Below are 25,694 nucleotides of genomic sequence, written 5' to 3'. Positions count from 1 at the left end.
CACAGTGCGAGATCGTGGTTCTTGCACCCGGGTCGTCCGTCTTCGATCATCTACCGCATGGTTGACGCATTGGATAACACCACCGGCCGGTGAGCGGGCCTACCGCGCGGCTGCGTGTCTGGGGCGTGCTGCCCGACTGCTACGCGGATAGGAGGGTGGCCGCCTCCACGGTTGACGCCGCCGGTCGCATGGTCGCACTGCTGGTCGCTCCGTGGGTGACTTGTAGCGAGCGTGGGGCCGTCTCTGAGCCGTACGCCGCGACCGTGGTCGTCGTTGACGGCGATGACATCACTGAGGTCGCGATCCCTGAACTCAATCTGCGGTTCCCGAAAATCGACGCACTCGGTGACGGCTTCGTCCTGGTGGCGGCACGCTGCCGGATGCCGGCCGTGCCGGCAGTCCGTACGGTCGCCGAACTGGAGGCACAGATTCCCCACAACGGGCGTGTCGTTGACGCCGACGGCTCGACCCGAACCACGTTCCACGCCGGTGACGGCATCGAAGGGTTGATGACCGACCCTGCGGGCGACATCTGGATCAGCTACTTTGACGAGGCGTCCGTCTGCGCCCCGCACCTCGCACCCCGCGATCCGATCCAGCCACCGCACCGGATGACCATGTCCCTGCCCGGCCTCATCCGCTGGACCGCGACCGGTGACCCTGCCTGGTACGCGACCCAGGACGGGTGCGGCCCCTCCGGATGGGTTGATTGTTACGCGCTCAACGTCGGCGCCCGCCGCGTCTGGGCGTACCCGTATCCGGGGTTCCCGCTCGTGGAGATCGACCAGCGGGGGGTCCGCTGCGTACGGCGTACCTCGGTCCGCTCCGCCAGCGGCGTCATCGTCGCCGACGACCGGGTCGCGTTCATCGCCGGTCAGGGACGCGGACCCGGGGCCGACGGCGGCTATCAGGTCACCTTCGCCCGCATCATCGACGGTCCAGTCGAAACGACCACGACAGCACCACTTCTCCTGCCCACCGGGCAGCGACCCACCACCTGGGCTCGGCGAACAGTCTGCCGGGACAACCGGATGTGGATGCAGTTCGACGACGGCCGCACCTGGTACACGCTCGACATCGAGTGAACCCACGTTGTCGACGGTCCGTCCGCTGCCCTCAGCGGGTGGGCATCTGTACGGAAGAAGGAAAGCAGGTCATGTACTACTGGCGGGAGGTCTTGGAGCAACGGCTCGCGGGGCTCGACAAGTACGTGTGCGAAGCCTGCGAGCGAGGCCGGGTTCTGCAGTGCATGGTGCTGGCAACACGCACCAGTCTGTGGGTCTGCGAGGAGTGCGACACGGTCTGGCGCGACGCCGAGAAGACCGTGCCCAAGGCGAGTCCCGCTTCTCCCGAACTCGTCCTCCCGGCGGATCGTTGGACCGCCGTCGCGCGCCTACCTCCAACCCCTGCGAGCCGGAACCGCCGCAGCCCCAGCCCCAGCGGCCGCCCAAGTCCGCGCCATCACCGCCTGGCTGCTCCGACATCCCGACAACCTCCACGCCGAGAAAGGCGGGACCACCTGGCCCAGGTACGCGCGGCCTGCCCGCACCTGGACGCCCTGGCTGGGCACGTCACCGCGTTCGCGGAGATCCTCACCGGCAGACACGGCCACCGACTCGACGCCTGGATAGCCGCCGTGGAGGCCGATGACCAGCCCGACCTACGCTCCTTCACCGCCGGACTGCCCCGAGACCACCACGCCGTCGTCAACGGACTGACCCTGCCCTACAAGCACCGGACCCGTCGAAGGACATGTCAACCGCATCAAAATGATCAAGCGTCAGATGTACGGCAGGGCCAACCTCGACCTGCTCCGCAAACGCGTCCTGTTGGCCTGACAGGGGCCACCCTCATCACGAAATTTGGGCCAGATCCACGATTGAGGCGGCGTTGACACAGGGGACAAAACCGCACGTCAGCACCTACAGCCGAGTTTTTCGAACGGTACAAGCGTTGTCCCTGATCGTCGCGTGAAGCTGATCTGAAGCTTCCTTGAAGCTTCTGACTGCTTCAATAGGAGCAACCGATAGGCACTGACGACCGCCGATGCTTGGCGGCGGTCGTCACGTGTCGTGATCCCCAACAAGGGAGTAACAAAATGCCAAAACGGGTAACGGTCACACTGGCCATGGTCGCGGCGCTCGTTGCCGCAATCGCATTCAGTCCCCCTGTGCAGGCTTCTCCTGTCCCTGCGACGGTCGCCTCTGCGCAGACCGTCGAACCGCTCATCGATGAGCGGACGTGTAATGCCAATCAGCTGCCGCGCCAAATCTGGCTGACCTACACATCACGTCCGACACGGTGCTTTGGCGGCACCGTCGGTAGCTTCAACCTGGGCAATAATCCCGCGACTCCGGTCCAATGGCTCTCATCAGGGGATTACCACGGCACCATTTACTGCGTTGGCCTAACCCTACCGTTCGGCCCAGCGACTGATGCGCTGTTGAACAGGACATGCACTCGCCTCGATATCCGTCCTGCAAGCTGATGCAGCCGTAACACCCACAGTTGGTGGTGGCGCGGGGTGCGTCACTGGCTATCCACTCCGCCCACCACCCCATGGCCGCCGGGTCGCCCGGGGCACTTCAGCCCGGGCTCCCACATAATGAACGTGCCAGTCTCCCGTCATTCCGCCCTTCTCACTCATCCGCCGAATCCGTTCAGCCAAGCCCAGTGTGCAAATAAGCCGGGCACTCGCTGAACGAGCTCCCGCCACTACCGCTGGGCCTGTTGAACGGTGCGCCCGGAAGTATGTTTGCCGGTCGGCGACCACGTCGCCGCCACGGCCGATTCCGCGGATGCGGCCACGCCCGGCGTGGCCGGCCAGTCGCATGTACGACCGTCGCCCACACCACACTCACATGGCGAAAGTAGTGTGCCCACGTTCCGCATTCTTCGCGCCGATTCGTGTCCGTCGCCGACTCCAGCTTGCAGAACCGTACGACATCTTCTTGTTATTTCCCGGTACCGCATCCGTCGGGCCGATCTATGGCCTCGGTCCGGAATATCTGTTGACGGCGAGGTACCCGGCGGTCAGGCTCTAATGGTGGACGGCAAATCGATTCGGCGTTTCATGACCGACGGGTTCATCAAGGTCGAGGCAGCGGTGCCGGCCGACGTCGCCGCCGCCTGCGCCGACCTGTTGTGGGCACAGATCGACGCGGTGCCCGGCGACCGGTCGACCTGGACCAGACCGGTGTACTGGGTGGGCGACATGGCGCAGGAACCCTTCCGTGCAGCGGCGAACACCCCGGTGCTGCACGACGCGTTCGACGCGCTGGTCGGGCCGGGACGGTGGCAGCCGCGCAGGTCGCTGGGCTCCTTCCCCCTCCGGTTCCCGCACGCCGAGGAACCCGACGACGCCGGATGGCATATCGAAGCCAGCTACCAACCGCCCGGCGAGTCCGGCTACTGGGTGAACGTGCACACCAGGGGCCGAGCACTCCTCATGCTGTTCCTCTTCACCGATGTCGGCGAAGAGGAGGCACCGACGCGGATCCGGGCCGGGTCGCACATGGACGTGCCGAAAATCCTCGCCCGCCACGGTGAACACGGCGCCCCCATGATGAAGCTGAGCTCGGAGGTGGCGGCGGCCTCGGAGCACCGACCGGTCACGCTGGCCACCGGTCACGCTGGCGACGTCTTCCTGTGCCACCCGTTCCTGGTTCACGCGGCCCAGCCGCACCACGGCGAGCGCCCCCGCTTCATGGCGCAACCGCCGCTCTACCCGAGCGACGACTTCATACTCGGCCCCTACGTTCTTCGCGTCACCGACGCCGGGCCGTCCCCGGTCGGCGCAACCATTCGCGCCGCCCTGCACAACGCCTGACCTCTCCCACCGCAACAGCCGGCCTGCGGCTGGGCTGTTCAACCTGCCGCAGATGACCGAGGCCGGTGTCACCTTCGTTCGGGAACAACGGGCCGAGACCTATGGCCAGGTCGCGGTCTTTCTCGACATCGTCGGCAATTGACGGGACATCCTCGGTGCCTGTGCCGTTCGAGAACTCGGTTTCGACTACGCGGCCTGCTCATACTCGGTGATCAACCCGTGGACCACCTACCTGCGCCGTACTCGGACGGCACCCAGATCGGCCACCGGCGCTGGGACCGTGTCTCGGTCAGGTGGACGTTGTCCGCAGCCCTGATGCGGCCGATGCCCGTTGCAGTGCGTGAGGAATTCGCCGAGCACGGCGAGCAGGTGTCGGTTGTAGATCAGCATCCGGTCCAGGCATCCTAGCCGGACCGTGCGTACCCAGCGCTCCGCGAACGCGTTCGCCCGGGGCGCCCGCGGTGGCGTCCGGAGCACCTCGACACCCTCGGTGTGGAACACGGTGTCGAACACGGCGGTGTACTTGGCGTCCCGGTCCCGGATAAGAAACCGGAACCGATCGGCCCGCTCACTCAGATCCAGCATGAGGTTGCGGGCCTGCTGCGCTACCCACTCACCGGTCGGGTTGGTCGTCGCCGCCGGCAAATGTACCCGCCGGGAAGCGATCTCCATGAGAAACAGAACGTAGACACGGGTCAGACCGATGGTATCGACGTGCAGAAAGTCGTAGGACAGGATGCCTTTGGCCTGCGCGGTGAGGAACTCGGTCCAGGTCGGTCCCACCCGCCGCGGGCCAACAGGATGACCAACTGCAGTGTCTGACGAAGAATCAGGTAGCCGAACGACAGGATCATGACCGGAAGCATGCCGCCATCCATCGATCCCTCAGCGGACAAAGTCGCACGTCAGCGCCTGCAACCGACCTTCCGAACGGTACACGGGTGACCGGCGTTGGTCAGTGGGCCGGAGACGTGGACGCATGGCGGTCTCCTTGATCACGGTACGTCCACGCCGACCGCGGTCCACCTGGCGGCGACACACGAGACACACGTCGGCTACCACTGCTGTCGGCGTACGGGTTCCGATGCAGAGCCAGGTACGCCAGAGGTACACAGACGCCAGGATGTTTGCGCTTCGGTTCCGTCGGCGTGCCGCCAGCCCGGTAGCCAGCATCGGCCGCTCACCCTAAGTTACGAACAGAGTCGGGTCGGCGCGCAGATCGCGGCAGATCCGTGCATCTGATCTCGGTCGGACCACCACTCCGCGCGTGCGTGGGCCTTGGCCGTGTCGGCCCGTCTGCGTGAGGCGAGTCGGCGGTCAGTCCGGTCGCGTCGTGAATCGCAACGCCGCGTCCGAGCCGCCGGTGTCGAGTGCCAGACCGTCCGTGTCGGTGAACTGACTGAGCCGGGTCAGCGCGACATCGGCAGAGGTCACGTCGTGGAGCGAGACGAGTACCCCGGTGAACGTTAGCCAGGCATCGGCGTGCACGGGATCGATGCCGAGATGATCGATATCACCGGACACGGTTACCACAGCCCTAAGTGAACGGCCGCGTTGCTCGACCAGGTCGAGGGTGACCGTGTTGAATCGGTGATGCAGGTAGTAGTAGATGCTGGCCTCAGCCGGCTTCCCGAAGCTTGCGCTCGTCATGTGGTGGCCGGCGAGACGCCGCCAGCTCTCCGCTGGGACGGGGAGCCACTCCACGGTAAGGGTGAGCGGGCTGTCTTCGTCCTTGCGAGAGACGTTCCCGAAGGGAAAGTTGAAGCACCAGGTCAGCTTTGGTGGCAGTTGCTGGGAGGGGTTGTCGAACAGGACCCCATACCACCCACCGCCCGCAGCGGCAACAAGGTCTTCGATGTGAAGCTTGTCCTCGTCATCAGTCTCCACGGTGGCGAGTCTTGCAGAAGCCGCCGCACCTAGATGACCCTCCTGCCACCGACATGTCCCCAAGGGCGCCACAGCGAGGCTGACTCGACGCAGCGTGACCTGTGCGCCTTGCCCGGAGCGCGCGGTCTGCGGCAGATCCGTGCGCTGGCGGGAACGAGAGCGGGCGGGTCGGATTGGTGGAAGGCACGTACGCATGGTCAGGTGGACGCCCGCCTCGTGGCTGTTCATATGCGCCACGACCGGAATTCGGAGAGACTCTGGCCCAGCGATGCTGCCAGTGACGGGGTGCTCTTGATGACAGACGAACAGGTCGAGCCCAACGAGACGATCGTGCCGCTGCTGCCGTGTCTCGCGCCGGAAGAAACTCTGGCCTTCTGGCGTGCAATGGGCTTCGCGGTGTCATGGGAGCAGCACAAGGCCGTACCTGTATCTGGCCTTCCGCTGGAGTGGGTTCGAGCTGCATTACGGACGTGGGTTGGCGGGGATCGACCCGGTGCAGGAGCAGACCGGTGGATGTCTGGTGATGGTGGACGCCGTCGCCCCGTACCACGCGCGGTTTGCCGCGGCGATGCGGCGCGCTCGGCAAGGTCCTCGTCAAGGGCTTGCCTCGGATCACCCGTTTCCGACCCGGCGCCTCCCGGTTCACCATCGTGGACCCGTCCGGGAACTCGATCGTCTTCATCCGCCGAGACGAGCCGCAGGATCTGGAGTACGGAGGATCCAAGCAGCTCACGGGTCTTGCCAAGGTGCTCGACAACGCCCGGATCCTGCGTGAGTTCAAGACCGACGACCGCGTGCCGGCGTAGTCCCGAGTTCAGCGCCCGGAAAGCGGCGCGGTGCCGGGGCGCCCGCTGTCGAACTGGCGATGGCTTTGGCGGCGCTGGTCGAGCTGTCGACTGCACTTGACGAACCGGAGCGGGTACCGGAGTGGGGGAAACAGCTGCGGCTGATCGAGCTCAACGCGGCGGAACGTGATCGGGTCGCGGCTTTCGTCGCGGACCCTGAGCTGATCAAACCGTGGCTACCCTGACCGCCAGCCGTTCTTGCGGTGGCGATCCCGCCCGGCGGCAGATCCGGGCGCGTGGCTCCGTGCTGCCTGGCTGAGTAGTGGGCGTTGCGGTTACGGCGGCGGCATGTTGCGACGGTGCGCGGCGCCGGCTGGAGCCCGAGGCTCCGTCCGGCGCCGCTGCTGGGCATCGTCGCGAACCGGTTTCTATCCCGGGCGCTCATCGATCAGTCGTGAACCAGGCGCCGCGCCGAACTCAGGTTGCGGGCCAGCTCGTCGCGGTTCTGCCACGCGTGCCGCAGCCAGGCGGGCTGGCCTGGTTCGGTGCGCCACGATTCGCTGAGCGGGCTGTTGTCCACGGTGTCGAAGCCGAACTGGTCGTACAGCCGTGCCACGAGCTCGACGGCTTCGGCGAAGTCGCTGGACACCGACAGGGCCAGGCGGTCGGGGGCGCCGGGCGGCCGGGCGGCGGTGAGGAGCCGGGGCGCCTGGATGTGGGTGAACGCCTTGGCCACCTTCGAGGTGGGCAGCTGTTCCTGGCGCAGCTCGTGGATCGTCTTCTCGCCCGAGTCGACGACCGGGATGTGGCCGTCACGCCAGACCATGTAGTTGTTCGTGTCCAGCACGATCTTGCCGGCCAGCTCGTCGATCGGCATGTCGTTTACCACCTTGAGGGGCACTGCCACGACGGCGAAGTCGCCGGCCGTCGCGGCGTCGGCGGCGGAGGCCGCGCGGGCCGCCGGGCCGAGTTCGGCGATCAGGCCGGCCAGCGTCTCGGGCCCCCGCGAGTTGGCGATGACCACCCGGTAGCCGCTTGCGAGGGCGGCACGGGCGATCTGGCAGCCGACCTCGCCTGCGCCGATGATCCCGATCGTCGTCACCGGACGCCCGGCGAGCCGGCGGTCAGCTGCCGGAGCAGTTGGGACGAGTCGTGCAGCGCCGTCATCTGCACGAAGCGGCCGTTGGCGACCCGGTAGATGGCGTACTCGACGATTTTGAACGAAGCGCCGGACGGCGGCACGCCGAGCCACTCTTTCGTCGGGGTGCCGGTGTTGATCGCGCGGACGGCTATCCGGTCCCGGTCGAACAGCAGTTCGTCGACCTCCCAGTGCAGGTCGGGAACCGCCTCGATGTCCTCCTTCTGCACGGTGACAACGTCGTCCCGGGCGCCGGGTTCGCCGTTCAGCAGCACCCGGCCGGCGATGAACTCGTCCATGCCGTCGAACTCGTGGGCGTTGAGCGCCGCGACGTAGCGCAGATACCAGCTCCGCAGATCCTCTTCGGCTGCCATGCCTACCATCCCAGCTTTCCGAACTCGTCCTGGAAGGTCCCGGTCGGACCGTCCGCGTTCAGGGTCGCCAGGTATACGACGGTCTTGGCGCTCTCGGCCGGCGGCCGCCCGCCGCCAAGGCCGGCCGTCATGTCGGTGGCAGTGAAGCCCGGCTCGATCGCGTTGAACTTGATGCCCGGATGGGACTTCGCGTACTGGACGGTGAGCATCGTGGCGGCCGCCTTGGACGCCGAGTAGAGCGCGGCCGACAGGTTGAACTCCGGCCGGTCCGGGTTCGTCACCGCCCAGAACGACCCCATGCTGCTCGACACGTTGACGACCGTCGGGTTCGAGGACTTCCGCAGCAGGGGCAGCGCTGCCTCCGTGACCCGGACGATGCCCACCGCGTTGGTGTCGAACACGTGCAGGGCGGTCGGCCCGTCGACTTCACCGAACCCGCTGACGCCCGCGTTGTTCACCAGGACGTCGAGCCGGCCCTCGGCCGAATCCACGGTCGCCAGCGCGTCGCGCACCGATACGTCGTCGGTGACGTCGAGCTGTACGAATCGGGCGCCCAGCGTCGCCGCGGCCGTCTCGCCGCGATGCACGTCGCGGACGCCGACGTAGACGGTGTGGCTCAGCTCGACAAGCTGTCTCGCCGTCTCAAAGCCGAGCCCCCGGTTTGCCCCGGTTACCAAGGTGACGGTCATGGGTCTCCCTATTTTGTACTGATCGGTTGCAGCCCACGCTAACAGATTTTGTACCGATCGATCGGTGAGCTGGGCCACAATTTGTACCGATCGGTACGGTGGGTTCATGAGCACGTCAAACGTGGGACGGCCACGGACCTTCGACGAGGAGGCGGTCCTCGACCGAGCCGCCTCGGTCTTCTGGCGACACGGGTACGAAGGCGCGTCGCTGAGCGCCCTCACCGCTGCGATGGGCATCAACCGGCCGAGCCTGTACGCCACGTTCGGCAGCAAGGAGGAACTCTTCCAGCGCGCCTTCGCCCGCTACCACGAGACCCAGGTGACCGCCGCCCGCGCCGCGCTCGCCCAGCCCACCGCGTACACCGCGATCGAGGCCTTCCTGCGCGCCAGCGCCGACGGCCTCACCACCGGCGACCACCCGCCGGGTTGTCTCTCCATCCAGGGCGGCCTGGCCTGCTCGCCGCAGAACGCCCGCGTCTCCGAGATCCTGGCCGCCGGCCGGGCCGCCACCGAAGCGGCGATCGAGGAACGACTGTTCCGGGCAGCGACCGAGGGAGACCTGCCAGCCGGGGTGGACACACGGGCGCTGGCCCGGTTCGTGATGGCGCTGAGCGAGGGCCGCGCGGTACACGCCGCAGCCGGCGCTAACCGCGAGGAACTCCACGCCTCCGTCGACGTCGCCATGCGAGCGGTCATGCCGTAGACGCCTTAAGTTGGATGCGCGCACATCGGCAGTTCCGGACGTCGGCCGGCACGGAGGGTACGCCACGGAGCATGACGACCCTGGCTCGTGATGGCACACGGTCAGCGGCAGATACGGACGCCCTGCCAGGCCGACGGTCACACCCCGTGGCGCGCAGAGGCGACGCCTCCGGCATGGGCCGCCTTTCCTGCCCGTCGGCCGGTGGCGGCAGGATTGTTCTCAGGTGGTTCGCTGGGCGGCGACGATGAGGAAGTTCGGTAGGTGGACGTAGGCGTCGATGCCGTCGGGGCCGTCGGGTCCGTCGACGGTGGCGTCGGGGTCGAGTCCGGGTTCTGCCAGTTCGGTGAGCCGGCAGCCGAGGCTGGTGACCTGGTTGAGGTAGGTGGAGAGGGGGCGGTGGAAGTCGACTCCGCTGGGGCCGGGGATCTCGTACTCGGTGAGGTAGCGGTGGGTGCGGTACTCGCCATGCTCGCGCCAGGTGGGCCACAGCTGTTCGTAGCAGGGGTGGTTGACGGTGAAGACGAACTGTCCGCCCGGCTTGAGCGTGTGTACGCAGGCGCGCATCGCGTCGGTCCAGTCCGGGATGGCGGGTAGGACCATGCTGGCGACCACGGCGTCGAACGGCCCGCCGAGGTCCGGCAGGTCGCACAGGTCGGCCTGGACGTACCGGATGCCTCGCGGTGCGATGCTTTCCTGCTCAATGGCGAAGTCGAACAGCGACTGGCCGGGTTCGACGCCGACGACGGTGGCGCCCCGTCCGGCGAGGATCCGGCTGAGGTAGCCGTTGCCGCAGCCGGCGTCGAGCACCCGCCGCCCGGTCAGGTCGCCGAGCATGCGCAGCAGGACGGGGTTGATCAGGTGACGTTTGGCGAAGTCGCCGTCGAGTGCTGTCTGCTCCAACACCGAGCGGGGCATCGCTGCCCAGCGTTTGATGGCCCTGTCGTTGGTCCACTCGGTCACGATTTGCTGCCTCCGATTTCGGTTGCGCGGGTTGCGGCAGATGTGGCCACCTGGCCAAGCCGTCGTGGGGTTGATGGGTGCCTGCGCAGCCGGCGTACTCCGCTTGTTCCTAGAGTGCTCCCGTGGGCGCGAATCAGAACGGCGAAAGCGTACGTCTGTCCAAAGTGAAACGCCCTGGAGGCGTCTTTTGGTTTGATCTTCAGCTGGTCCTTCAAGACCGGGACGGGACGTGGCTGCGGGGCGTATCCGGTTCGTCATGGGGTGCTCCGCATGACAGTGGCGTTCTGCCGGTACCTGTCGTGGTCTTGCTCGCGGCGGGCCGTCCGTGGGTGGCGTGGTGGGTTGACGATCCTGCTGATCGACGGCTTGAGATCGACGTGTGCCTCCCGCCGGAGGCTACCGAAGCGGGCTGGCAGTATGTCGATCTCGAACTCGACCCGGTGCTGCACGAGCGGGATTCGCGTGTCGAGATCGAAGACTGGGATGAGTACGAGCAGGCGTGCCGCGGTGGCTGGATGAGCGCAGATGAGGCAAAGGTCGCACAGTCCACGGCGGAGGACCGTGCTGGGGCACTCCGGCGCAGGGACGAGCCCTGGCAGGAGCGCGGATGGCAGCTGTTCTCTCAACAGGCGTAAGGACTGGGCGCCCCGCGCTCATCGCCAGTGCTGCCCTTCTGTCAGCAAATGGACGCCGGTCACGAAGCGTGACGGCTCGGCCTGCTGGTGGCGTGCACGGACGGCGGCAGAAGAGTGCGCCGAACTCTCGGTGTGTGTCGGGTCCGCGGCCGTGATGCTGACGAAGCGACGATTGACGATGGCGCCCTCGGAAATCGTTCACATGCGGCGACCCGTGCCGCGACCGTCGCGCTGTGGCTCGGGAAGTGCCGGGCACAACTGCTGTTCGGGCACCCACGTCAGCGAGGCGGTGACCGCCGAGGTGGGTGCCGAAACTCAAGACTCGACCGGCCTCAGGCCAGGTGGACGCCCAGTCCGGTCAGGCCCGGCGCCACATACGGTTGCAGCACGAGATTCTCGTCATAATCTCCGCCGTTCTGGGTTCGGTACGGGATCGGCTCGGTCGTCGACATCGCGAGTAGGCGCTCGCACAGTTCCTTGGCCGCGTTCTGGCCGTCCTCGGGTGTGAACCGGTCGGCGCCCGAGATCAGCACCGGGGGGAGCACCTTCGCGCCCGCGTAGAACAACGTGCCGTGCTGCAGCGGGAACAGCAACTCGTCGACGGCTCCGTGAATGCCCCGCTCGCCGTAGAACCACGACGGCCCGCCCATGGTCACCACGGCCAGCGCGCGCTTGCCCGCGAGGAACCCGTCTCCGTAACCGATCCACTCGCCGCCCGGGCCGCGAAAGCCGTACGCATAGCCCTGGTGCCAGACCCTGTCGAACCAGCCCTTGAGGATGGCGGGCATCCCGAACCACCACATCGGGAACTGGATGACGAGCGTGTCCGCCCGGTTGATCTTCTCCTGCTCGGCGCGGATATCGGCGCTCAGCGCGCCGCTTTCGTAGGCGTGCTTCGCGGCGGAAGCGACCTGGAATCGCTCCGCCGGGTCGTGGGCGTAGCCCGCGGCATCGACCACGGGATGCCAGCCCATCGCGTAGAGGTCCGACACCTCGACCTCGTGACCTTCGGCGCGGAGTGCGCGCTGGCCCTCTGCCGTGAGAAACCCATTCAGTGAGCGGGGTTCGGGGTGAGCTGATATCCAGAAAACCTTCATGAGATCGATCATGGAAGGGCGGGGCCGCCGGGACGACCGGCCTGATGGACAACATGTGCGAAGATCGGGCCATGACCGTTTTAGCGGACGACGGCCGTCACCGCGTGGCCGTCCTGGTCCGCGACGGGGTGCTGCCCTTCGAGCTCAGCATCGTCCACCGGATCTTTGGCCAGGCCCGCACGTCGGTCGGCGCCGCGCTGTACGAGGTCGTGACCTGCGCGCTTGTGCCCGGCGAAATTCGTACGGACGCCGATTTCACCGTCACCGTGACTCACGGCCCAGAGGCGCTGGCCGAGGCCGACACTGTCGTCATCCCAGGCTCGGAGACCGACTACGAACCCCAGGACGGGCCACTCGAACCAGCGCTCGCGGCCGCGCTGGCGCAGATTCGACCCGGGACACGAATCGCCTCGATTTGCACGGGATCGTTCGTGCTGGCCGCGGCGGGACTGCTCACCGGCCGGAGGGCGACCACACATTGGCGTTCGTCCGCGCAGGCCCGGGGTCGCTTCCCGGGCGTCGTGTTCGACCTCGATGTCCTCTACACCGATGACGACGGTGTCCTCACCTCGGCCGGTGCGGCAGCGGGCATCGACTTGTGCCTGCACATGATCCGCACCGACCATGGCGCCGCGGTCGCCAATGACGTGGCCCGCGGCACCGTCGTTCCACCGCACCGCGAGGGCGGGCAGGCGCAGTACGTCAATCGGCCGATACCGGATCCTCGAATCTCCTCGACCAGCCGCGCGCGCGAATGGGCGCTCGCGAACCTGCACCGGCCCGTCACGCTACGGGAACTGGCAGCCCAGGAGTCAACCAGCACGCGGACGTTCACCCGCCGTTTCCGTGACGAAATCGGCACCTCGCCAGGGCGGTGGCTCATACAGCAGCGTGTAGAGCGGGCGTGCGCTCTCCTGGAGCGCACCGACATGCCCGTCGACGACATCGCCGTCGCCGCCGGATTCGGCACCGCCGGGTCGATGCGATTACACCTCCAAGCCGAACTGGGAGTCTCACCCAGCGCCTACCGGGCCACATTCCGCGGACGCAACCGGCCGGCCGACTGAATCTGCACCGAGCACAACACACCTGCTTCGCGTAATCGAATGCACTCACATCGGCACGACCGGACGTCGGCTGGCACGGAAGGTCCGGCACGGGGCGTGACGGCTCCCCGGCTGGCTGGCGCGCACGGACGGCGGCAGTTGCGGATGCCTCGCGTGATCGTCACGCCCTGTGGCGGGCTTCCGCCAGGTACTTGATGTGTGCTGCCCGGCGCTTCAACAGGTGTCGTAGGTACGGCGCGATCAGTGCCCGGGTCACCACCGCGCCCAACGGTCCCAAGGGGGCGCTGATGGTCATGCGGTCGGTCATCTGCGTTGCGACGCCATTGAGGTCCTCGAAGTGGTGCTCGTGGCGTAGGGCGCGGAAGGGCCCGCGTGTCTGTTCGTCGACGAAGCGGTGCGGACGTTCGTGGGCGGTGATTCGGCTGGTCATGCGCCAGCGCACACCGAGGTGGCGGGCGTGGAAGGTGACCTCGTCCCCGAGCGTGAGTTGGCGTCGACCGCTGCTGGTGGTGGCCGTCTCCTGGCTGCCAGGCAGGGATGCGGCGTGAACGTCCACATCAAGTTCCAGGTCGAACACCACGCTCGGGGCGGCATGGATCAGGGACACGATCTCGATCAGCGCCGGCACATCGGCAGGCTAGCCCCGGGCGAGGTTGCTGGTCATCTGCTCGTCGGCACGGCAGAAAGGGACGTCCGCGACTCGGCTACATGCGGTGCCGGCCGGGTAGCCGGACAAGGCGCGAACTGCGGCATGACCGGATGCCTAATCGTCGGGGTGCCCGTCTGCTAGATGGATGTGGCGCAGACCCGGCGAAAAGCCGGCAACGTGGTCCGGGCTGCCGTGGTGGGCCCGCGAGGGTCTGAAACGTCCCTCCTCAACAGCGACGTCGTAGGTGCCTCCAACGCGGTACTCAGTCATGGTGCCCGTGAGCTTGTGTTCGGCAGCCCAGGTGAGTCCGGCGTCCAAGGTCTCGAAGAGTCCTGAAGCGTAACGAGCATGGTTTCCGTGGAAGACCCACATGGTGGTTCGTTCAGGTGAACGTTGGCTCAGTGTCGGCTGACGTTCCTCGCCCGGCATCAACTTCGCGTTATCACTCATCACGGCTGAGCATGGCAGGCCGCCGCCCTATGAGGTATCCGCTCATCGACAGATCCGCACGCCGCTGGGTCGCCCCCCGCCGTCACGTCGCGTAGTTGGTGAGCTTCGAGCACGGACCATCGCCGCCACTGCCGACCACTCACACGCACTTGCCGACGTCGATGGTAGCCATGTACGTGCTGGCGTACATGGCTCTGCGCTGCGGCGAGTACGCCGACAACTGCGCTACCGCGGCGGTCGAGCCCGCGGGGCTGGACAGTGTTGATCTGGTACCGCGGGAGTCGGTTGAACTCGGATGTCAGGAAGGGCTGGGCTATGCCCGGCCGGCCCGGCCGGGACTACCCGCCCGCGACGTAGACGGTGTTGGCGGCCTCGCCGCCCGTCAGGTGGTTGGCGAACCTGACGACGTGTGCCCGCACGGCGGGGAACACCTCGGCGAGCGTCGCGGTGAAGTCGTCCTCGGGCGGGTCGTCCGACCAGAGCGCGAACACGCCGCCCGGCCGGAGGTGGGCGGCGAGGCGACGCAGGCCGGTGGGGGTGTAGAACCCGTCGTGGCTCGGGTGTAGGACGTGTCGCGGGGTGTGGTCGATGTCGACCAGGATGGCGTGGAAACGTCGACCGGGCGTCTGGGGATCGAGACCGGCGGGGTCGTTCACCATGGCGAAGAAGTCGCCCCGCACGAGGCGACAGCGCGGATCCCCGGTGAGCCGGCCGGCCAGGGGCAGCACACCGCGCCGATGCCAGGAGATCACCTCACCGAGCGCTTCGACCACGGTCAGCGTCCGTACCCGCGGGTCGTCCAGGACAGCCCCGGCGGTGTACCCGAGGCCGAGGCCGCCGACGACGACATCGAGATCAGCCTCGTGCAGCTCGGCCAGGGCGAGCCGGGCGAGTTCGACCTCGGCCGCCGTGAACAGACTCGACATCAGGTACTCGTCATCGAGCTTCACCTCGTAGACGTCGACGTCGAGGGCCGGGTCCAGCCGTCGCCGCAGGCTGATCGCCCCCATCGGCGTCTCGCGCCAGTCGATCTCCTCGAAGCGACGACTCATCGGCTGTCTCCTTCTCTACCTGCCCCGCGCTCGCCGGACTGCGAGTACGGTCACGGATATCTTCAGTGGCCGGCGCGGTCCGCCGACGCCTCCCACCCACGCCGTTCACCGGTGCTAAGGGCGGACCGGGCCAGTTCGCGAGCGGCCGTCCAGACCAGCAGCGACGACTGCAGCCGGGACCCCCAGCCGCCGGGTGTGCCGCGATCACCGAGGCGGGCACCACACATCGCCGCCGTCATGGTGGCGGTGACGGCGGGCCAACGCCTCGATGACGGGCAGCGGGGCATCGGGCAGCAGACCGACCGGAGCGATCCAGGCCGCAGGCGACCAGGGCGCTCCACCGACCTGCGCCGGCCCGCCAGCATCGCCGGCCGGCGCTGGGACCACGGACAACTGTTCGGCCAACCGCCGCCCGTCGACCTGCCGCCCATGCTCGGCGAGAGGTCGGGCCAGCGTCAGCATTCGAAGGGTGACGACTCCGAACCGCAATGGGATCCGGGTTTCACGGTCGGCGATCTTCCGCCCGCCGATGGCCGGCGGCCCCTGACTCAGGGCGTCGGCACAGACGGCGAGCAGCAGGGCGCCCCGGATGCGCCCCGCACGATCCGGACGACCTGCCGACACCCGATCCGCCATTCCTCGACCAGCACTCATTCTCGCTGAACTTACTCTTACGTCACGATAGTGATGCGGCCCGCGAACCTGGTGGACGAACCGAATGGCCCCACGGATGGGGCACAGCATTCCGTCGCTGTGCAGCCCACTCCGCGACCAGCCTAGACTCTATTCTGACGTAAGAGTAATGTTTGGGACGATGACCCACCACGACCATTCGACGGGCCGCGCCCGGCTGCGGATACGCGGTTGCCTGCTGGCGGCCGCCTCCGGGCACGCGCTGGGAAGCGCGTTTCACGGGGCCGGACCGGTGGACGGTGGCACCTTCGACAACGTTGCCCGCTCCGAAGACCCGCTGCCGTGCACCGACGCCACCGCGAGGATGCTGCTCTACGCCCGGTGGCTGAGCGTCATGCGCGACCGGCGACTCGACAGCGCGGACCTGGTGTCCCACCTACACCGGACGTGGGCAACGAGCGTCGGCGAGGAGCATCCTCCCCGGCTGCGCGAACTGCTGGACGCAGGCGGCCAACGGCAGGACGGCGGGGACGTCGCGGAGGGCACCACGGTCTGCGCGGTCATTCCGGTGGGTCTCTCACCGCTGCCACTGCCCAGGATCGCCGCCCGGGCGCGACTGGTCGCCGCAGTCGGCGAGGCGGATCCGCGGACACAGGAAGCAGCGGTCGGACTGGCCTGCGCGGTGGCACTCGTCCACCAGTCCGGCACAGCACGCCCGCTCGATCGCAACCGGTTCGTCCATCAACTGGCCCACCTCACCGCCGACGGCACGTTCGGCGAGCGGCTCTCGCAGGCGGGCGCCGTCGGCCACCGGCCCGCCGGCGACGTACGGGTTCGGCTCGATCTCGACGGCACGGCACAGTCGCGGGTCCTCGCCGCCCTGGCCGCCTTCCTCCGCCATCCGGACAACCCGGCCGCGGCCATCAGGGACGCAGCGACGCTGACCGGACCCGCCGCCGAGGTCGCCGCGATGGCGGGAGCTCTCACCGCCACGCGTACCGGCGGGACGGCGATCCCGGCCCCCTGGCTGCGACGCCTACGCTACCGGGAGCTGATCTGCGATGTCGGGGACGAGCTTGCCGCCGCGACCGGCTCCGCCGTGCCGTTACCGTCGTCGCTGGCCTGACCGGATGCCGCAGCCTCCCAGACCTTATTGAGCGGCCCCGCGACGCCGGACCCCTTCCCCCCCGCGGGCGGCGGCCCCGGGGCACCCCCCGCGCACCAGGGGCGCGGGCCCCGCGTTTTGGGCCCGCCCCCGCCCCCCCGCCCCCCCCCCCCCGGGGGGCGGGCGCGGGGGGCCCACCGCCGTCGATCCTGGGCCGCGGTCCGCGCCGGGCGGGCATGCCCGCCCGGCGCTCTCGTCAGGCGCCGACGGGCACGTCGGCCAGTTCCTGCCAGAGATCGCGAGGCTGCTGGAAGTCGCCGTCGGGCAGCCGGCCCAACATTTCGAGTACGTCGGGTCGGGCGTGGTTTGGGCAGGCAGGCTGGCGCTTCATGAACACCCCCGCATAGGACAACGTCCCGAACCTCACCGCATCTTGTACCTAACGTTAGGGTAGGGATGGCGACCGGGGCCGAGGCACGGCCATGGCGGCGCGCAGGGCGAACCCGTCACCTGGCGGGTCGACTCGGCGACCGGTGATGATCACCACTCTGGGTAAACCCTTCTCTCACCAGACAGTAGAGTTGGGCGTGCCGCCGCAGGGGTGCTGGCCACCTCGGGCGGCGACGGTATTCGAGGCGACGACGCCTGGAAACGCCATGGAAATCTCGGTCCGTCATCTTTTGTCCGAGCCTGCTGCCTCACCCGGGGGCGCACTCGGGCGCCTCGGCGCGTACCTCTAGCGGAAATGGCTGTATGTCTTCGTTGCTGCCCGCGGTCTCGCGACCGCGTCTGTCCCGCCCGTCCTGGCTGTCACCTCGGGTGCTGCGTACCGAGGTCCTCGCCGGTCTGGTCGTCGCCCTGGCGTTGATCCCGGAGGCGATCTCCTTCTCGATCCTGGCCGGTGTCGATCCGCGGGTGGGGCTGTTCGCGTCCTTCACGATGGCGGTGACGATCGCGATCTGCGGGGGGCGTCCGGCGATGATCTCTGCGGCGACGGGAGCGATCGCCCTGGTCGTCGCTCCGCTCGCCCGTGACCACGGCCTCGGTTACCTGATCGCGGCGGTCATCCTCGGCGGTGTGATCCAGGTGGTCCTAGCCGTGCTCGGCGTGGCCCGGCTGATGCGGTTCATCCCGCGCAGCGTCATGGTCGGGTTCGTCAACGCCCTGGCCATCCTCATCTTCGCCGCGCAGGTACCGCACCTGCTCGGCGTGCCGTGGCTGGTCTACCCCCTCGTGGCGGCCGCACTGGTGATCATGGCGGTACTGCCCCGGCTGACGAAGGCGGTTCCCGCGCCGCTGGTCGCGATCGTGGTGCTGACCGTGATCACCGTGCTGGCCCACCTGGCCGTGCCGACCGTGGGTGACGAGGGCGAGCTCCCGCACAGCCTGCCCGTGCTCGGGCTGCCCGACGTGCCGTTCACCTGGCAGACGGCCCAGCTCATCGCCCCGTACGCCCTCGGCGTGGCACTGGTCGGGCTGATGGAGTCGCTGATGACGGCGAAGCTCGTCGACGACATCACCGACACCCGCTCCAACAAGACCCGCGAGTCCTGGGGACAGGGCGTGGCGAACATCGTCACCGGCTTCTTCGGCGGCATGGGCGGCTGCGCCATGATCGGCCAGACGATGATCAACGTGAAGGCGTCCGGCGCCCGGACCCGGCTGTCCACCTTCCTGTCCGGCGTCTTCCTGCTGATCCTGGTCGTCGCCCTCGGCGACGTCGTCGCCGCGATCCCGATGGCCGCCCTGGTCGCCGTCATGATCATTGTCGCCGTGTCGACGTTCGACTGGCACAGCGTCGCCCCGGCCACCCTCAAGCGGATGCCGCTGGGCGAGACCCTGGTGATGCTCTCGACCGTCGCCGTCGTACTGGCCACCCACAACCTGGCGATCGGCGTGGTCGCCGGCGTCCTGGTCGCCATGGTGATCTTCGCCCGGCGCGTCGCGCACCTGGTCGAGGTGACCAGCGTCCTCGATCCCGAAGGCGGTACCAGGATCTACTCGGTACACGGCGAACTCTTCTTCGCCTCCAGCAACGACCTGGTCCACCAGTTCGACTACACGGGCGACCCGGAGAATGTGGTGATCGACATGACCCACGCCCACGTCTGGGACGCCTCCTCCGTCGCCGCGCTCGACGCGATCACCACCAAGTACGCCTCCCGGGGAAAGCACGTCGAGATCATCGAACTGAACAAGGGCAGCGCCCGCCTGCACAACAACCTCGCCGGACGACTCAAGGTCGGACACTGAGCCACGGCCTCCCGCCCCTGAGCTGGCGAAAAAGAGGGTGGGGCGGCACCACGACCGAGACGTCGACTCCGGTACCCCGGGCCACGGCAGCTTCTGCCAACAGGACTTCGCGGCGTGATGGCGGAGCTTGGCCCTGGCGGTACAGAGTTGCGCGGCAACGGGACGCCGCCTCGGCACGCCGGACACCACTCCACACAAGACCTGCTCTTCCGTGAGGGTAGAGTAGCCGGATGCGACGAATGGGATGATGACAGTGGGTTCGCTGACCGCAGAGGCTTCCTGGTCTCAGCAGTTCCGGGGGAGATCATGTGGCCGCGTGCGGGGACGCCCTCGGGGCGCCGTACGAGGGCGCTGTCGACGGAGGTGCACCGGCGGCTGGAGACGCCACCGCCGCGGCTGCGCTGGACCGACGACACCGCGCTGATGCTGGTGCTGGCCGACCACCTGAGCCGACACCGGGGCACCGTCGACCAGGACGAACTGGCGGCGGAGTTCGCCGCGGAATGGTCCCGCGACCCCGATCGCGGCTACGGACCGGGAGCCAGCGGCCAGTTCGCCCGCCTCGTCTCCGGAGCGCCGTGGTCGCAGACGTCGACCGAGCTGCTCGACGGGCAGGGGTCGTACGGCAACGTCGCGGCGATGCGGGTGGCGCCCGTGGGCCTGGTGCCCGGCCTGGGGCTGTCCGCCGTCGCGGCCCGGGCGCGTCGGGCCGCCGCGGTCACCCACGCCCATCCGTCGCAGCAGGACGGGGCGGTGGCGCAGGCGGTCGCGGTGGCGACGGCCGCCCGGTCGACGAGGTCGGAGCTGGTCGACGCCGACTCCATCCTCGCCGCGCATGTACAGACGCCCGAGTTCCGCGGCGCGCTCTCCCAGGTGGGTGCGCTCACCCGTCAGGGCGCCGGTCCGCAACAGGTCGCGGAGACGGCGGGCAACGGAGTCAGTGCGCTGGAATCCGTGCCGGCGGCGTTGGCGGCCTTCCTGGCCAGCCCGGAGCGGCCACGGAAGGTAGTACGTTCGCCCTCTGCATGGTGGCGACCCGGACACGGTCGCGGCGATGACGGCGGCGATCTGCGGCGCCCGTCGGGGTGAGAGCGATGTTCCGGTGCTCTGGGGCCTGCGGGTGGAATCGTCAGCCGGGATCTGGGCGGTGGGCAGCGCGCTGGCGGCCCTCGACACCGGGGCCACGTCCCGAATTGGCCAGACGTGACGTTGAGCGCGAGGCAGGACCTGCCGGCCTCAGCTGGTACGTCATTACCGGCCGATAGGCTAGCGAATGCCCCGCTGCCGCGGGAGTAGCCAGACATCATCGGACAACAGGGCTGATCAAGGGAGGCGATGTGGCGCCATGGCCGGCAACGGGTTGATGCAGATCGGTGAGGTCGCCGAGCGGACCGGCCTGAGCCTGCGCACCATCCGCTACTACGAAGAGGTGGACCTCGTCGTCCCGTCAGCACGCAGCCAGGGCGGCTTCCGCCTCTACACCGACGAGGACGTCGACCGGCTCCAGGTGATCAAACGGATGAAGCCGCTGGACTTCTCCCTCGACCAGATGCGCGAACTGCTGGAGATCGTCGACCGGCTCGGCAGCGGCACCCGGCTGCCGAAGACCGAGCGGACCCGGCTACTCAACACGCTGCTGGAGTACCGGGCCGCCGTGCAGGCGCGCTGCGAGGCGCTGCGCAAGCAACTGGACATCGCCCAGGAATTCGCCGAGACGTTAAGCATCCACATCGACGACCTGGCGGGAACGGCCCGCACGGCCACCCCCGCGACGCGCTGAACCCGGAGGACAACTGGCCGACACCGCTCCCGGCACCATCTTGGTGGGATGATGACACCAGTACCGTTGCCGGGCAACGCCGTCACCAAGTTACGAGACGCCCTTCAGCGGGGCATTCGGCGCTGGGCTACGACCCCCAAACCGTCCGGTAACGTCGGAAACAGCGTCGGAGGCCGCCCGGATCCGATCGACGAGCAGCTTCCTGCCTCCATGTTTACGGTCGGAGATCCAGTCCTTCGCGCCACAGCGATAGGCGCCCAGGGCGATTCTCGACTGCCAGTCGCAGCCGCAGGTCGCTATCGTCAACGTCCAGCCGAGGGGCGAGCGTCGCGGTCAACCGGTCCTGCGTACGGGCCGCGAGCATCATGCTCGCCGTCCGCAAGCCCGGCGTGCGCCCGATAAGCGCACGGGTACGAAAGAGCCGCTCGGGCCAGTCTCCGCCACAGCAGCCTGTCACGTCCGAACGACGAGTCGACCTGGGCATCGAGCCGATCGCCAGGCATTCAGAGCCGGTAAAGGGCGAAAGGGGCGTCCGGGTGTATTCCGCTCCGGCCTACTTGCCACGACGGATCTTTGGTGTGCAGCTGGTGGTAGATCTGCTCGGCCGTTTCGTCAGAATGCCAGTGTTGGCTTATATAAGTGATAGCCGGTACAATCCCTATTCATGCACGCGTTCGACATCCTCGGCGACCCTCGACGCCGGCGCATTCTGGAGCTGCTCGCCGACGGTGAGCAGACCTCTGGCGCGATTACGGACGTGATCCGGGCCGAGTTCGCCATCTCCCAGCCGGCTGTCTCACAGCATCTGCGGGTGCTGCGTGACAGCGGGTTCGCGTCGGTGCGGACCGAGGGCGCTCGCCTGGCTCTCCTCGCCCTGGCCCGGATGTTGGCCGCTGGCGAGACCGCCGACCGCGAGGTGCTTGAGAAGTCGCCCGAAGGGCGCGAGTTCATCCGGCGCAGCGCCGCGGCCTGGGGCGAGGCTCACCTGGCCGCCGGCGGCGAACCGGAGCACGTCGCAGCCGCAGTCGAGGCCACCACCAAGTTCTACGCACCCGACCCGATCTGACATCCCCGCTGCGGTGGGCTGACCGGCATTCCTGGGGCCTCCACCGCCGATGAGAATTGTCAATCGCGAAACGGATTCCACACCTCTCCCTCGAGGAGCAAGACGAGCAGCACAACAGCATGTTGTCCCACACCCAGAAGGGAATCCGCGCCATGAAGTACACCAACTCGATCGAGATCGCCCTGCCGCGAGAGAAAGTGGTTCAGCTGCTCGCCGACCCGACACACCTACCGAAGTGGCTGCGAGGCATGGTGCTGCACGAGCCCGTGAACGGGATACACGGACAGCTCGGCACCAAATCTCGGGTCGTGATGCAGTCGGGAAAGCGGAAGTTCGAGTGCATCGAAACGATCACACGCCGGGAGCCGGCAGACCTGCACGGGATCCCCAAAGAGGTCGTTGTGCACTTCGACCGCGAGACCGTCGGCGCGGGCATGTGGAGTGTCGTACGCGATCGGCTGACCGAAGCCAATCCAGAGACGACGCTCTGGGAGAGCGAGAGCGAATACCGGTTCAGCGGCCTGCTGATGCGGCTGGTGGGGCTCCTAATGCCCAGCGCCTTCCACAAGCAGTCGCAACAGCACATGCAGGATTTCAAAGCGTTCGCCGAAGAGGGGAAGGATGTCGGCGAAGAGAAAGACTGACCTGTCGAAATCAGCAACGAGAATCTTCGACGGCGATCGGCCTCCGCTCGGCGTGATCGGGATCTGGCACTTGCGTTCCCACGTTCGGTTCCTGGTGGGTGATCCCATCCGGGTGGGACGCGTCTCTTGCGGGGTAGCGAAGAGCAGGCGTCACAACCCAGAGATGTACTTCGACAAGTCCATCACGCCGGATGATGCCCGCTGGTCGCATCCCGAGCCGCTCCATGACCGCCCGCGAGGCACGGTTGTGCACCTCGGTGAACGCCACGATCGGCAGATCCGCGTGGTGGGTTACCGCCCAGTCCAGCGCCGCCCGGCCGAGCTCCGTCGCATAGCCACGGCCCGTGCGGGCGTCGCGTACCGCCCAGCCAAGCTCGAGCACTATCTCACCAGCGAGGTCAAAGCGGGTGAAGCCACCGCGTCCCACGAGCGACCCGTCCGATCGGGCCCGCGCCATCCACTTACCGACTCCGTCCGCCGTCCACCCGGCCGCCATGTCCGCGGCCCACGCCTCCACACCAGCGCGGGTCCAGGGCCCGGTCCAATACGTGACGACTGGATCGCTATACAAGAGGGGCAGGTCATCGACATCGTCTCGACCGACTGGCGTCAGGACGAGCCGCTACGTCAGAACCGGATAAATCGGCGCCCGGGGCATGCATCGACTCAGTAAACAAACGTCGCGTCGCTGGAGCAACAGCAAGTGCCAGCCGACGACGGTGGGTCCCTAACTCACGAACACAGCATCTGGCCCCTGAGGAATGGGCTCCGAAGACTCACTCAAGTGGGACCCGAACCGACTGACAGAACCAGGTGGGCCTCGGCGATAGCCCTAGCTCGGGCCGAGGTGGTGCAGATGTGGTGGGTAGTACTCCTCGACAAGCAGAAAGCCACGAGCCAGCCACTCACGGGTCGATTCGTGCTCACCGGCCATGAACGCTGTTAGGGCCTGTGTCGAAGTCGGTCACAGCCACTCGTTGATGGCGGCGATCTGCACGGTGGCTGCGGGCTGTCCCCGCGCTGCCCGGCGGTCAACACGATCGACAGTGGCTTCTGCCCCTGCTCGCAGGCTAGATGCAGCTTGGTGGTCAACCCACCCCGCGACCGCCCCAAGGCGTGATCGTCCGGCTCGGTGATGACGCCACCCGGCGACTCAGCCTGTAGATCCCCCTTTTGCGCGCGCCAGCGGCATGCTGGTGCGCCCGGGCCGAAGACGAGTCGACCGACACATCTCACGTGATGCGCCCAGCCGCGTCGGCCACCGCCTGCAACCTGGTCAGGATCTTCGCCCAGGTCCCGCCGCGCTGCCAGCGGCGAAACACGCCGCCCAGGACCCGTAGCACTCCGGTATGTCCCGCCCCGGGGCGCGACTCGGATCCGCCACCGGATCCCGTCAATGAGCTGCCGCTTCGTCCATCTCGGCGGCCGACCCGGCCTACGTCCCACGGGCAACACCGGCTCCAGGGCCGCCCAGTTCGCGTCGTCATGTCGTGCCGCCTCGTCACCGCTACAGTGGCCACGAGGTCTCCGTGCTGATGGTCTTCTTCGTCGATGAACCATCTACCGGAGACCTCGCTACGTATCGATCACCGACGCGTCGGGTTTTCGTCACCCCGTTACCGCCGGATGGGGCGCAGACCCGAGTTGTACAGGCGGGCGAAAGCCGCACCCGGCCGAAATGAGGTGCTTGATGATCCCGACGCCTGCCAGGCTGCGCGGCATGGACGTTCGTCTTGAGCCTTGGTCGGAATCCGCGCTCGACCTCCTGCGCCGGATCAACACTCCGCAGATGCGTCGACATGTCGGCGGTCCCGAGCCGGAGGAACAACTGCTTGCCCGGCACCGCCGATACCTTGCCATGCCGGCAACTGGTCGCGGCTGCATGTTCGCCGTACTGCTTCGCGACGAGATGGTCGGCAGCATCGCCTATCACCAGCGTGACTGGCAGGGTGAGCAGATTTACGAGACCGGCTGGAACGTCCTACCGCCCTACCAGAGCCGAGGCATTGCCTCCGCAGCCGGCACCGCCCTGATCACCATCGTCCGCGAGCTTGCCCGCCACCCCGGCGCGCCCCACAGCCTGCACGCGTTCCCCTCAGCCGAGAACGCCCCCTCCAACGCGCTCTGCCACCGCCTTGGCTTCACTCTCCTCGGCCCCTGCAACTTCGAGTACCCGCTGGGTAGCGGTTCCCTGATGCGCAGCAACGACTGGCGCATCGACCTCGCCAACTCCGGCCGGCCTGCCATCACGCTGCGGCGCGACCGCCTGTGACTTCGACACAGGCCCTAGCGCCAGGTGAACCTACATCCCGCAGAGCCCGGAGGCAGTCGGACCACGGCTCGGCTATCGCAAGCTGGACAGAGCGCGCATCGTGGCAGATCCGGATGCCGGCTCGGTTCATTGACTGACCACCGATGGGAGGATCGGCGGTGTGATTGAACTGCCTGGGGGATCCTGGTGGGACTGGGACGTACTGCACTTCGACGGCTCCCAGCTTCGGTTGGCCGCGGGACACGACCTGACCTACCACCACGGTCTCGAGGTGGTCTTCACCGACGTCGCATACCTGGCCTGCCCGACCCAGTTCTGGGATCCTCGGTTCCGGGAACCCAACCTTGCAGAGCGCGCACTGGTGCGTCGGCATATCGGTGAAGAATCACCAGTGGTCGTTGCCTTCGACGTCGATGCACCGGCCGGGGGCGATCTTCTTTCCTGTCTCGTCGCAGCCGGGTCGGTTGAGGTGGTGCACGGCCCGGTCTACCGCTACTGGCGTGACAATCTCGCTGCTGGAGAACGACTGGCTCCGCACGTGCGCCCGCCGGAGCCATCCTGAGGTCCGCACCTTGCCGGCGCCGCGGCTACTACCGACAGCGACGTCCAGCGCGGCGTAGAGCGCG

At 67.7% G+C, this 25,694-nt stretch carries 28 protein-coding genes and 2 pseudogenes; 16 read left to right on the top strand and 14 right to left on the bottom strand.

Annotation, left to right across the window (positions count from 1 at the left end; translation table 11 throughout):
• The first annotated feature begins 89 nt into the window (after positions 1–89).
• The 3 genes and pseudogenes from R6Y94_RS31390 to R6Y94_RS31375 form a co-directional block, all read left to right on the top strand.
• Positions 90–1,085: a hypothetical protein gene (locus R6Y94_RS31390; protein WP_318399487.1), complete on the top strand. Its 996-nt coding sequence runs from the start codon at positions 90–92 to the stop codon at positions 1,083–1,085.
• A gap of 1,988 nt (positions 1,086–3,073) precedes the next feature.
• Entirely contained in the window at positions 3,074–3,829 is a 756-nt protein-coding gene (locus R6Y94_RS31380) for a phytanoyl-CoA dioxygenase family protein (protein WP_318399485.1), read from the top strand.
• Positions 3,830–3,878: 49 nt separating this feature from the next.
• Positions 3,879–3,971 (top strand): annotated as a pseudogene (locus R6Y94_RS31375) (VOC family protein); the annotation flags it as partial.
• 86 nt (positions 3,972–4,057) lie between these two features.
• Here R6Y94_RS31375 and R6Y94_RS31370 read toward each other — a convergent pair.
• Positions 4,058–4,612 (bottom strand): integrase core domain-containing protein, encoded by a 555-nt coding sequence (locus tag R6Y94_RS31370; protein ID WP_318399483.1) that lies wholly within the window; start codon positions 4,610–4,612, stop codon positions 4,058–4,060.
• A 534-nt stretch (positions 4,613–5,146) separates the two neighbouring features.
• Positions 5,147–5,716, bottom strand: coding sequence for a hypothetical protein (locus R6Y94_RS31365; protein ID WP_318399481.1), 570 nt, complete (start codon positions 5,714–5,716; stop codon positions 5,147–5,149).
• 557 nt (positions 5,717–6,273) lie between these two features.
• Between R6Y94_RS31365 and R6Y94_RS31360 the strand changes: the two genes are divergently transcribed.
• Both R6Y94_RS31360 and R6Y94_RS31355 read left to right on the top strand, forming a co-directional pair.
• On the top strand, positions 6,274–6,522 hold the full coding sequence (locus R6Y94_RS31360; protein WP_318399480.1) for a hypothetical protein: 249 nt from the start codon (positions 6,274–6,276) through the stop codon (positions 6,520–6,522).
• A 59-nt stretch (positions 6,523–6,581) separates the two neighbouring features.
• Complete coding sequence (locus R6Y94_RS31355; protein WP_318399478.1) at positions 6,582–6,746, top strand: hypothetical protein; 165 nt, start codon at positions 6,582–6,584, stop codon at positions 6,744–6,746.
• Positions 6,747–6,949: 203 nt separating this feature from the next.
• On the opposite strand, the gene R6Y94_RS31350 is transcribed toward R6Y94_RS31355, so the two are convergent.
• Genes R6Y94_RS31350 through R6Y94_RS31340 form a run of 3 tightly spaced genes read right to left on the bottom strand, consistent with a single transcriptional unit; the run spans position 6,950 to position 8,780 of the window.
• Positions 6,950–7,603: an NADPH-dependent F420 reductase gene (locus R6Y94_RS31350; RefSeq protein ID WP_318399477.1), complete on the bottom strand. Its 654-nt coding sequence runs from the start codon at positions 7,601–7,603 to the stop codon at positions 6,950–6,952.
• The gene (locus tag R6Y94_RS31345; RefSeq protein WP_318399475.1) at positions 7,600–8,013 is read right to left on the bottom strand and encodes an ester cyclase; all 414 of its coding nucleotides are present in this window, start codon (positions 8,011–8,013) and stop codon (positions 7,600–7,602) included. Before R6Y94_RS31345 ends, R6Y94_RS31350 begins: the two co-directional genes overlap by 4 nt.
• Before the next feature lie 2 nt (positions 8,014–8,015).
• Positions 8,016–8,780 carry an SDR family NAD(P)-dependent oxidoreductase gene (locus R6Y94_RS31340; protein ID WP_318399474.1) on the bottom strand — a complete coding sequence of 255 codons (765 nt, stop codon included), beginning with the start codon at positions 8,778–8,780 and terminating at the stop codon, positions 8,016–8,018.
• A gap of 28 nt (positions 8,781–8,808) precedes the next feature.
• Between R6Y94_RS31340 and R6Y94_RS31335 the strand changes: the two genes are divergently transcribed.
• A complete protein-coding gene (locus R6Y94_RS31335) occupies positions 8,809–9,405 on the top strand; it encodes a TetR/AcrR family transcriptional regulator (protein ID WP_318399472.1) in 597 nt (198 codons plus the stop codon).
• 219 nt (positions 9,406–9,624) lie between these two features.
• Here the strand turns inward: R6Y94_RS31335 and R6Y94_RS31330 are convergent, their stop codons facing one another.
• A complete protein-coding gene (locus tag R6Y94_RS31330) occupies positions 9,625–10,365 on the bottom strand; it encodes a class I SAM-dependent methyltransferase (RefSeq protein WP_318399471.1) in 741 nt (246 codons plus the stop codon).
• A 122-nt stretch (positions 10,366–10,487) separates the two neighbouring features.
• Between R6Y94_RS31330 and R6Y94_RS31325 the strand changes: the two genes are divergently transcribed.
• A complete protein-coding gene (locus tag R6Y94_RS31325; RefSeq protein WP_318399470.1) occupies positions 10,488–11,000 on the top strand; it encodes a DUF402 domain-containing protein in 513 nt (170 codons plus the stop codon).
• Positions 11,001–11,332: 332 nt separating this feature from the next.
• Here the strand turns inward: R6Y94_RS31325 and R6Y94_RS31320 are convergent, their stop codons facing one another.
• Positions 11,333–12,097 (bottom strand): NAD(P)H-dependent oxidoreductase, encoded by a 765-nt coding sequence (locus R6Y94_RS31320; RefSeq protein WP_318399469.1) that lies wholly within the window; start codon positions 12,095–12,097, stop codon positions 11,333–11,335.
• Between the two features lie 44 nt (positions 12,098–12,141).
• On the opposite strand from R6Y94_RS31320, the gene R6Y94_RS31315 reads away from it, so the two are divergent.
• Positions 12,142–13,164: a GlxA family transcriptional regulator gene (locus tag R6Y94_RS31315; protein ID WP_318399468.1), complete on the top strand. Its 1,023-nt coding sequence runs from the start codon at positions 12,142–12,144 to the stop codon at positions 13,162–13,164.
• A 160-nt stretch (positions 13,165–13,324) separates the two neighbouring features.
• On the opposite strand, the gene R6Y94_RS31310 is transcribed toward R6Y94_RS31315, so the two are convergent.
• The 3 genes from R6Y94_RS31310 to R6Y94_RS31300 all read right to left on the bottom strand — a co-directional run bounded on the left by R6Y94_RS31310 (position 13,325) and on the right by R6Y94_RS31300 (position 15,315).
• Positions 13,325–13,792 (bottom strand): SRPBCC family protein, encoded by a 468-nt coding sequence (locus tag R6Y94_RS31310; RefSeq protein ID WP_318399467.1) that lies wholly within the window; start codon positions 13,790–13,792, stop codon positions 13,325–13,327.
• A gap of 135 nt (positions 13,793–13,927) precedes the next feature.
• Positions 13,928–14,263, bottom strand: a complete 336-nt coding sequence (locus R6Y94_RS31305) for a hypothetical protein (protein WP_318399466.1) — start codon at positions 14,261–14,263, stop codon at positions 13,928–13,930.
• A gap of 338 nt (positions 14,264–14,601) precedes the next feature.
• Positions 14,602–15,315: a spermidine synthase gene (locus R6Y94_RS31300; RefSeq protein WP_318399465.1), complete on the bottom strand. Its 714-nt coding sequence runs from the start codon at positions 15,313–15,315 to the stop codon at positions 14,602–14,604.
• Positions 15,316–15,552: 237 nt separating this feature from the next.
• On the opposite strand from R6Y94_RS31300, the gene R6Y94_RS31295 reads away from it, so the two are divergent.
• Together R6Y94_RS31295 and R6Y94_RS31290 are read left to right on the top strand one after the other, a co-directional pair.
• On the top strand, positions 15,553–15,978 hold the full coding sequence (locus R6Y94_RS31295) for a hypothetical protein (RefSeq protein WP_318399464.1): 426 nt from the start codon (positions 15,553–15,555) through the stop codon (positions 15,976–15,978).
• Between the two features lie 151 nt (positions 15,979–16,129).
• Complete coding sequence (locus R6Y94_RS31290; protein ID WP_318399463.1) at positions 16,130–17,074, top strand: ADP-ribosylglycohydrolase family protein; 945 nt, start codon at positions 16,130–16,132, stop codon at positions 17,072–17,074.
• A 235-nt stretch (positions 17,075–17,309) separates the two neighbouring features.
• Here R6Y94_RS31290 and R6Y94_RS31285 read toward each other — a convergent pair whose 3' ends face one another.
• The gene (locus R6Y94_RS31285) at positions 17,310–17,444 is read right to left on the bottom strand and encodes a hypothetical protein (RefSeq protein WP_318399462.1); all 135 of its coding nucleotides are present in this window, start codon (positions 17,442–17,444) and stop codon (positions 17,310–17,312) included.
• Between the two features lie 362 nt (positions 17,445–17,806).
• Here R6Y94_RS31285 and R6Y94_RS31280 point away from each other — a divergent pair, with 362 nt between their 5' ends.
• From R6Y94_RS31280 to R6Y94_RS31260, 5 genes are all read left to right on the top strand, one after another.
• Positions 17,807–19,306, top strand: coding sequence for a SulP family inorganic anion transporter (locus R6Y94_RS31280; protein WP_318399461.1), 1,500 nt, complete (start codon positions 17,807–17,809; stop codon positions 19,304–19,306).
• A gap of 306 nt (positions 19,307–19,612) precedes the next feature.
• The gene (locus R6Y94_RS31275) at positions 19,613–20,395 is read left to right on the top strand and encodes an ADP-ribosylglycohydrolase family protein (RefSeq protein WP_318399460.1); all 783 of its coding nucleotides are present in this window, start codon (positions 19,613–19,615) and stop codon (positions 20,393–20,395) included.
• A 256-nt stretch (positions 20,396–20,651) separates the two neighbouring features.
• Positions 20,652–21,086, top strand: coding sequence for a MerR family transcriptional regulator (locus tag R6Y94_RS31270; RefSeq protein WP_318399459.1), 435 nt, complete (start codon positions 20,652–20,654; stop codon positions 21,084–21,086).
• A gap of 664 nt (positions 21,087–21,750) precedes the next feature.
• Positions 21,751–22,152, top strand: a complete 402-nt coding sequence (locus tag R6Y94_RS31265; RefSeq protein ID WP_318399458.1) for a metalloregulator ArsR/SmtB family transcription factor — start codon at positions 21,751–21,753, stop codon at positions 22,150–22,152.
• 152 nt (positions 22,153–22,304) lie between these two features.
• Positions 22,305–22,796, top strand: coding sequence for an SRPBCC family protein (locus R6Y94_RS31260; protein WP_318399457.1), 492 nt, complete (start codon positions 22,305–22,307; stop codon positions 22,794–22,796).
• Positions 22,797–22,806: 10 nt separating this feature from the next.
• Here R6Y94_RS31260 and R6Y94_RS31255 read toward each other — a convergent pair whose 3' ends face one another.
• Complete coding sequence (locus R6Y94_RS31255; RefSeq protein ID WP_318399737.1) at positions 22,807–23,409, bottom strand: GNAT family N-acetyltransferase; 603 nt, start codon at positions 23,407–23,409, stop codon at positions 22,807–22,809.
• 389 nt (positions 23,410–23,798) lie between these two features.
• Positions 23,799–23,909, bottom strand: a pseudogene (locus R6Y94_RS45370) (IS5/IS1182 family transposase); the annotation flags it as partial.
• Between the two features lie 577 nt (positions 23,910–24,486).
• On the opposite strand from R6Y94_RS45370, the gene R6Y94_RS31245 reads away from it, so the two are divergent.
• Entirely contained in the window at positions 24,487–25,068 is a 582-nt protein-coding gene (locus tag R6Y94_RS31245) for a GNAT family N-acetyltransferase (RefSeq protein WP_318399456.1), read from the top strand.
• A gap of 385 nt (positions 25,069–25,453) precedes the next feature.
• Here the strand turns inward: R6Y94_RS31245 and R6Y94_RS31240 are convergent.
• A partial coding sequence (locus tag R6Y94_RS31240; protein ID WP_318399455.1) for a hypothetical protein occupies positions 25,454–25,694 on the bottom strand: 241 nt, incomplete at its 5' end.

Source organism: Plantactinospora sp. KLBMP9567 (genome assembly GCF_033446045.1).
GTDB lineage: Bacteria > Actinomycetota > Actinomycetes > Mycobacteriales > Micromonosporaceae > Plantactinospora.
The sequence above is the reverse complement of the archived record's forward strand: the minus strand, read 5'-3'. Positions and strand labels throughout refer to the sequence as shown.

Bases quoted from the DNA above. Each gene is read 5' to 3' on its own strand.
- R6Y94_RS31270 (WP_318399459.1), top strand. From the start codon at position 20,652: ATGGCCGGCAACGGGTTGATGCAGATCGGTGAGGTCGCCGAGCGGACC.
- R6Y94_RS31315 (WP_318399468.1), top strand. From the start codon at position 12,142: ATGGACAACATGTGCGAAGATCGGGCCATGACCGTTTTAGCGGACGAC.
- R6Y94_RS31285 (WP_318399462.1), bottom strand. From the start codon at position 17,444: ATGAAGCGCCAGCCTGCCTGCCCAAACCACGCCCGACCCGACGTACTC.
- R6Y94_RS31355 (WP_318399478.1), top strand. From the start codon at position 6,582: ATGGCTTTGGCGGCGCTGGTCGAGCTGTCGACTGCACTTGACGAACCG.
- R6Y94_RS31280 (WP_318399461.1), top strand. From the start codon at position 17,807: ATGTCTTCGTTGCTGCCCGCGGTCTCGCGACCGCGTCTGTCCCGCCCG.
- R6Y94_RS31260 (WP_318399457.1), top strand. From the start codon at position 22,305: ATGAAGTACACCAACTCGATCGAGATCGCCCTGCCGCGAGAGAAAGTG.
- R6Y94_RS31300 (WP_318399465.1), bottom strand. From the start codon at position 15,315: ATGAGTCGTCGCTTCGAGGAGATCGACTGGCGCGAGACGCCGATGGGG.
- R6Y94_RS31295 (WP_318399464.1), top strand. From the start codon at position 15,553: ATGGTGGCGGTGACGGCGGGCCAACGCCTCGATGACGGGCAGCGGGGC.
- R6Y94_RS31345 (WP_318399475.1), bottom strand. From the start codon at position 8,013: ATGGCAGCCGAAGAGGATCTGCGGAGCTGGTATCTGCGCTACGTCGCG.
- R6Y94_RS31290 (WP_318399463.1), top strand. From the start codon at position 16,130: ATGACCCACCACGACCATTCGACGGGCCGCGCCCGGCTGCGGATACGC.
- R6Y94_RS31245 (WP_318399456.1), top strand. From the start codon at position 24,487: ATGATCCCGACGCCTGCCAGGCTGCGCGGCATGGACGTTCGTCTTGAG.
- R6Y94_RS31275 (WP_318399460.1), top strand. From the start codon at position 19,613: ATGTGGCCGCGTGCGGGGACGCCCTCGGGGCGCCGTACGAGGGCGCTG.
- R6Y94_RS31320 (WP_318399469.1), bottom strand. From the start codon at position 12,097: ATGAAGGTTTTCTGGATATCAGCTCACCCCGAACCCCGCTCACTGAAT.
- R6Y94_RS31380 (WP_318399485.1), top strand. From the start codon at position 3,074: ATGACCGACGGGTTCATCAAGGTCGAGGCAGCGGTGCCGGCCGACGTC.
- R6Y94_RS31265 (WP_318399458.1), top strand. From the start codon at position 21,751: ATGCACGCGTTCGACATCCTCGGCGACCCTCGACGCCGGCGCATTCTG.
- R6Y94_RS31305 (WP_318399466.1), bottom strand. From the start codon at position 14,263: ATGAGTGATAACGCGAAGTTGATGCCGGGCGAGGAACGTCAGCCGACA.
- R6Y94_RS31335 (WP_318399472.1), top strand. From the start codon at position 8,809: ATGAGCACGTCAAACGTGGGACGGCCACGGACCTTCGACGAGGAGGCG.